The organism is Bradyrhizobium sp., assembly GCF_036009065.1.
Classification (GTDB): Bacteria; Pseudomonadota; Alphaproteobacteria; order Rhizobiales; family Xanthobacteraceae; genus Bradyrhizobium.
The window spans coordinates 1-6970 of sequence record NZ_DASYMN010000219.1 but is presented as its reverse complement, the minus strand read 5'-3'; the positions used below and the strand labels follow the sequence as shown (position 1 = coordinate 6970).

The window sequence follows — 6970 nt, the reverse complement described above, 5'->3', positions numbered from 1 at the left end:
CCCGCAACGTCTATACGCTCGCCACGCTTTTTGCCGGAGTCTGGATTCTCGGCGCCGCCCCTTTGACCGTCAGTTTTCTCCCCTCGCTGCAGGCTGCGATCGGTCAGGGCAGCGGCGGCACCCTGGTGCTGGCCGGCCTCGCGGCCTTGTTCTTTGCACCCGTCTTGCTGTTCTATTTCCTGGCGAGCCTTTCCTGGCGCGGCCAGGAGCTGCGAATGATCGCGCAATCGATGGCAGAGGTCGCGATCCGCTTCTCCGAGCCCGAGGGCGCCGCGAGCGACTCGATGGTCACCGTCGGACAGGCGATCCGCCGTGAAGTCGCCGCCATGGGCGACGGCGTCGAACGCGCGATCGCCCGCGCCGGCGAACTCGAAACCCTGGTCGCCAACGAAGTCTCGGCGCTCGAGCGCGCCTATTCCGACAACGAAGTGCGGATCCGCGCCCTGTTGCAGGACATCGCGCATCAGCGCGACAATCTGGTCGGCCAGGCCGAGCAGGTTCGCAGCGCCATTTCCGGCGTGCAGATCGATCTGCGCCATGACATCGCGCTGATATCGGACGCGATCGCCTCGCGGGTCGATGAAGTCGCAAAAAGCATCACCGGCGCCCTGGAAGAGCGTGGCGCGCATATCACCAGCGCGCTCAGCAACGCCGGCGACAACATGATCCTCGCGCTCGGCGAGCGCGGCGGCGACCTGCTCGACCGTCTGGAAGAAGCCAGCGCCGAGACCACGCGCGCCGTACTCGACGCCAGCGAGCGTCTCACCACCAGCCTCAATTTCAAGACCGGCCACGTTCACGACGAGTTCGTCGATCTCGCCGACCGCGTCCATGAGATGCTGAACGAGCGGATCGACCGCATTACCAGCGAATTCGAGCAGCGCTCGTCCACCATCATCGACGGGATTTCCGACCGCACCGAGCAGGTTCATGACTCGCTGAAGAACTCCAGCGACTCCCTGCTGCTGGAACTTGAACTGCGCAGCGGCGATCGGGTGAACAGGATCGACGAGGCCGGCAATCGCCTCGCCACACGCATCATGACCAGCGGCGACAAGGCCAGCGACGCGCTCGATGTGACGGTGAATTCGCTGGTCGCCAAGGTCGTCAGCCAGACCGAAAACGCCCACGATTCGCTCAGCCTGCAGATGAGCGCCTTCGACGAACTGGTGAAGGATCAGGGCGCGGAACTCGCGGAAAAATTCGCGCGCGACAGCGGCACGCTCGGTGCGCTGATCACCCGCCATATCTCGGAATTCGACCGCACCGTGAAGACCTTCGGCGGCGAAATCGTCGACCGCATGGGCCAGCGCACCCAGGATATCTCGGAAAGCCTGAAGACCTACGTCGATACGTTCGACACCCGCTTTAACGCCAATGGCGGCCAGATCACCGCTGCGCTGGACCAGCGTCTGGTGCAGTTCGAGACGACGCTCGGATCCCGCGTGGCCAATCTCGATGCCTCGCTCGACACAAGGATCAAATCGTTCGACGAGACGGTCGATGGCCGCCTCAAAACGCTCGACACCACCTTCGATGCCCGGACTAGGTCGCTCACCGAAACCATCGATACCAGGCTCAATACGCTGGCATCGTCGCTTACCACCGGCGCCACGCAGGCCGTCGAGTCGATCGACTCCCGCTTCACGCACCTCACCACGGCGCTGACCGATGGCGCGGTGCAGGCGATCCACTCGATCGATTCCCGCCTCTCCCACCTCACCTCGTCGCTGACGGACGGCACTGCGCAGGCGATCGAAGCGCTCGACCGCCGCATCACCAATGTGACCGAAACCATCGACGGCCGCAGCGTGCATCTGGCGGACACGGTCACGGCACGGTTCCAGGAAATTCACCAGGGCATCGAGAGCCAGGCCGGCGCAGTGGCGAGCAGCATCGAAAGCCATGCCGGTGCGGTGGCCAGCAGCATCGATATGCGCATCGCGCAATTCGAAGACCTCCTCGGCTCCCGCGTCGAAGCCGTGGCGGGCCGCATCGAGAGCAGCGGACGCCAGGCGAGCGAAGGCCTGGTGGCGCGTGCCGAGGAATTGACGCTCGGCATCAAGTCCCACGTCGAGGACGCCGAACGCTCGCTGACCAGCCTTGCGGTCAACACCAGTGAAACCATTCAGACCGGCGCCCGCGCCGCGCAGCAATCGATGCTGTCGGTTTCCACCGACGTCAGCGCTCAACTGAAGCTCGCCTCGGCGGACGTCGAGAGCGCATTGACCGCGGTCGGCACCAACGCAGCCGCCCCGGTGCTGAACAGCGCCCGCGAGGCGCACACCACGCTGATCACCGCATCCGCCGATGCGTCGAACCAGATCAAGTCGCTGTCCGCCGATGTCGAACGCACCTTGTCCGCGGCGGGTTCGGCTACCGCGACTTCGCTGCTCAGCGGCGCCCGCGAGGCCCAGAGCACGCTGGTGGCAACGTCGACCGAAGTCGCAAACCAGATTCAGTCGCTGTCCTCCGACATCGAACGAACGCTGACCGAGGCCGGCGCCGCCACGGCAGACCAGGTCCTTACCGGCGCGCGTGCGGCGCAAAGCACGCTGGTGGCCACCTCAACGGAAGTTGCGGACCAGATTCAGTCGCTGTCCTCCGACATCGAACGCACGCTGACCGCGGCCGGCGCCGCCACGGCGGATTCGGTCGTTAGCGGCGCGCGCGCCGCGCAAAGCACGCTGATGACCACCTCGACGGAAGTTGTCGGCCAGATTCAGTCGCTGTCGTCCGAGATCGAACGCACGCTGTCGGCTGCCGGTACGGCTACGGCGGATTCCGTCCTTACCAGCGCGCGCGCCGCGCAGAGCATGCTGGTCACCGCCTCGACCGATGCGGCCAACCAGGTCAAATCGCTCGCGAACGACGTCGAGCGCAGCCTGTCCCTCGCAGGCTCTGCAACGGCCGAATCCATCGTCACCAGCGCGCGTGAGGCACAAAGCACGTTGTTGACGGCGTCTTCGGATGCGGCCAGCCAGGCCAGAGCGCTTGCGAGCGACGTCGAGCGAAGTCTGTCCCTTGCAGGTTCCGCGACGGCCGAATCCATCCTCAACAGCGCGCGCGAAGCGCAAAATACACTGGTAACGGCGTCTTCGGAAGCGGCCAGCCACGTCAAGTCGCTGTCCGCCGACGTTGAACGGACCCTGCTGGCGGCTGGAGCCGCGACCGCAACCTCGATCCGCGAAGGCGCCAGCGACGTTCAGGCCAGACTGGTTGCAGCGTCTACCGATGCCGCCGACCGCGTCAAATCGCTGACTGGCGATGTCGAGCGCACATTGAGCACGGTCGGCGCAGACACTGCCGCATCCATCCTGAACAGCGCCCGCGAAGCCCAGGCCACGCTGGTTACGGCGTCGACAGATGCCGCCAACCACGCCAGATCGCTGGCTGGCGACGTCGAGCGCACTTTGAGCACGGTCGGCGCAGATACTGCCGCATCCATCCTGAGCAGCGCCCGCGAAGCCCAAGCCACGCTGGTTGCGGCGTCGACCGACGCCGCCAACCACGTCAAATCGCTGGCTGGCGACGTCGAGCGCACCTTGAGTACGGCCGGCGCAGACACCGCCGCGTCGATCCTGAACAGCGCCCGGGAGACCCAGGCCACGCTGGTTGCAGCGTCGACCAATACGGCCGACCACGTCAAATCGCTGGCCGGCGACGTCGAGCGCACGCTGACCGCGGTCGGCGCGGAGACCGCCGCGTCCATCGTGAACAGCGCGCGCGAGGCGCATGACTCGTTCACGGCGACCTCCGCCGAGGCCGCGGCCCAGATCAAGTCGATCTCCGCGGACATCGAGCGGTCGCTCGGCGCGGTGACCGCGAATACGACCGACAGTATCCAGTCCAGCGCGCTCAGCGCGCAGACCTCGCTTGTCGCCGCCTCGAACGAAGTCAGCGCCAAGATCAAGACGACGGCGTCCGACGTCGAGCGCTCGGTTTTTTCCGCCACCGCCAGCTTCGGCTCGACCATGACCGGCAAGACCGAGGACATCGTCACCTACGTGCAGCAGCAGACCGATCGGCTGTCACAGATCATCGACAGCAAGCGCGGATCGCTGGTCGAGGCCCTCGGCGCCAGGACCAACCAGATCACCGTCGACATCGACCGCGTCACGGCCGACGCGCTGAAATCGATCGAGAGCCGTGGACAGGCGTTCTCGCAATCGCTGGTCACCAACGGCACCGATGTCGCGCGAACCATCACCAGCGCCGGCGATCTGGCGACCGGGGCGATCAGCAAGTCGCTGAAGGATCTCGAGCAGGCCTCGCGTTCGGCGATCGATCAGTCCCGTCAGGTCTCGATCGCGGCCGTGACCGAGATGCAGGAGACCAGCAAGATCCTGCGCACCGATACGGTCGCCCTGTTCGAACGGCTGCGCGAAGGCAACATCCTGCTGCAGGAGGTGCTTACCGGCGCGCACGACAATCTCAACTCGCTGGAGCGGGCTCTGGTCACGCGCGTGGCGGACTTCGTGTCGGCCATGAACGACGTCACGTCGCGCAACGGCGTCGCCACCCAGACGCTTGACGACCAGTTGTCGGTCTTCAACGCCAAGACGGCAAAAGCGCTGGAGGATCTCGGCTCCCTGTCCGGACAATTCGAGACCCACGGCAAGGCGCTGGCCGATGCCGCGGCCATGGTCGAGCAAAGCAACCGCAGCACCTCCGCGGCGGTCGGCGAACGCAAGGTGGCGCTGGAATCCCTGGTGACGACCATCGATCTGCGGACCACCGATCTCGATCAGCGGCTGACCCGGTTCACCGGCTTGCTCGATGAATCGCTGGCGGCGGCCGAAGAGCGCGCCCGCGACATCGCAAGGGTGGTGGCGGAAACCGCTGGCGCCGGCTCGGCCGCGATCAGCCATCAGTTCGAGGCGGTTCGCGACGCGGCCGACGAGGAACGCCGCCTGACATCGGAAGCCATGAACCAGATCTACCAGCAGGGCACCGAGGAAGCCGAGGCGATGTTCAAGCAGTCCGCGGACAAGTTTGCCGCGATGGTGCAGAGCATGAAGCAGATGGCTTCCGAGATGCACAACGAACTCGAGGCCACGCGCGGCGAACTTCGCCGCGGCGTGTTCGAGATGCCGCAGGAGGCGGCCGAGAGCACCGCGCAGATGCGCAAGGTCATTGTCGACCAGATCGAAGCGCTGGCCGAACTGAACCGGATCGTCGCGCGTCATGGCCGAGGCCTCGATGTCGTCGGCGGCGGCCGCAATGGCTCGCAGCGCGAGGAAGAGCCGATGCTGGCGACCGCGGGCGGACGCAGCGAGGCCCCGCCGCGGTCGGCGCCGCGCAGCGCCTCGAACCTGCCGCCGCCGGACCTCGGCATGCCATCGTCGCACCGTACCGAAGCGCCTCCGGTCAGCCCCGCAAGCGCCGACCAGGGGCGTGACGGATGGCTTTCCGATTTGCTGAGCCGCGCCGACACCGGCGGCAACGACCGCGACGTCCCGCGCGGACGCGCGCCGCAGGCGGGCGGCGGAAATCCACTGGACTCGCTGTCGCTCGACATCGCCCGGTTGATGGATCGCAATCTCGCCGCCGAGATGTGGGATCGCTATCAGCGCGGCGAGAGCAAGGCGTTCAGCAAGCGGCTTTACACCCCGGCCGGCCAGAAGGCCTTCGATGAAGTCAGCCGCAAGTATCGGTCCGACCGCAATTTCAAGCAGACGGTCGATCGCTACATCCAGGAGTTCGAGCGGTTGCTCGATGAAGTCGCGCGCGACGAACGCGGGCCCGCGGCATTGCGCGGCCATCTCATCTCGGAAACCGGATTGGTCTACACCCTGCTCGCCCACGCGGCGGGGCGGCTCGGATAGACCGAGCGGGCGACTTTCCGGAAAAACCGCAAAGCGGAGGCAGCGATGCCTCCGCTTTCTGATGCAAAAATATCACAATCAACCATATTCCGACTTAGCCACCCTGATTTCAACAAGGAGGTTGCCTGCCTGCGCAACAATCTACTAGCATAAGTTGCGGCGTTTTTGAGTGAGGGGGTAACATGTTGAAGCTTGTTACGGCGCTGTCTGCTGCGCTGATCATAGGGTGGGCTCTGGTCGGTTCTGCGACCACCGCCAGCGCCCGCCACCATCGCCAAGGGTGCTGTGGGCCCCTGCCGCCCTCCTACACCTACAAGACCAAGCACGTGCACAAGCACGTCACGCGTCATCACGACGTGTGGCGCACCAAATATTTCAAGCGCATCAAGCCTATCGTGCACGTGACCCGGATCCAGCCGATCGTCCACGTTCACAATGTGAAGCGCGTCCACACCAAACTCGTGGGCGTGGTGCACCCGGTCCATCACCGGGTGACGCAGTATCTGCCAGCCCGGCATTACGTGACGAGCAGCACCGTCTATCTCCGGCCGGAGTGTGGTTGCTCCTACGGCTATTGATGGAAGCAGGCATTGCTTCGCCATGCGCGTGCTTGACCCGCCTGCGGGGCCAAGCCCCTTCGGCGGTCCTCGTGTCCCGAACGCGATGCAGCGCCTAGCTCTTCGCGCAGCGCTGCTTCGCAGAACCGGGACCCCGGTTTTTCCAGAAGTAAGTAACCGGGGCCATAGCGCGTCGAAGACGCGCGTAACGCGCTTATGGCTCTGCAGCGCACCGCTCCGCAAGAGCGGAGCCTTTACTCGGGCCGTGCAACCGCGGACCCGGGGTGCATGCCTTCAGGGCATTCGCCGGGCGACGAAAATATTTTGCGGAACCCAAAAATTCCTATTGATGGCATTCCTACGTTGCTGTATATATTCCATGTCCTGTCCGATGAGGGGCGTTTTCTAGAAGCGACCCGAAGTTGGATAGAGCGAGAGCTGGCTGGACCGGGGCGCCCCGGAACGGTCGATGGCCTGGTTGGTGGAGCGCCGGGAGGCGCTGCGCCTAGCCTTGGGCGCGCGCGGTGCCTTGCCGCGCGAGGTGGGTACGTTAATCCCGCCTCAAGGGGTGCCCGTTGGTGCCCT

General features: G+C 65.3%; 2 protein-coding genes. Both read left to right on the top strand.

Annotated features, from left to right (window positions below):
* Positions 1-5828: negative regulator of septation ring formation (locus VGP39_RS13355; RefSeq protein WP_327568578.1), on the top strand; the 5828-nt coding region annotated here is incomplete at its 5' end.
* Positions 5829-6010: 182 nt separating this feature from the next.
* The gene (locus VGP39_RS13350; RefSeq protein ID WP_327568577.1) at positions 6011-6406 is read left to right on the top strand and encodes a hypothetical protein; all 396 of its coding nucleotides are present in this window, start codon (positions 6011-6013) and stop codon (positions 6404-6406) included.
* Positions 6407-6970 lie beyond the last annotated feature (564 nt).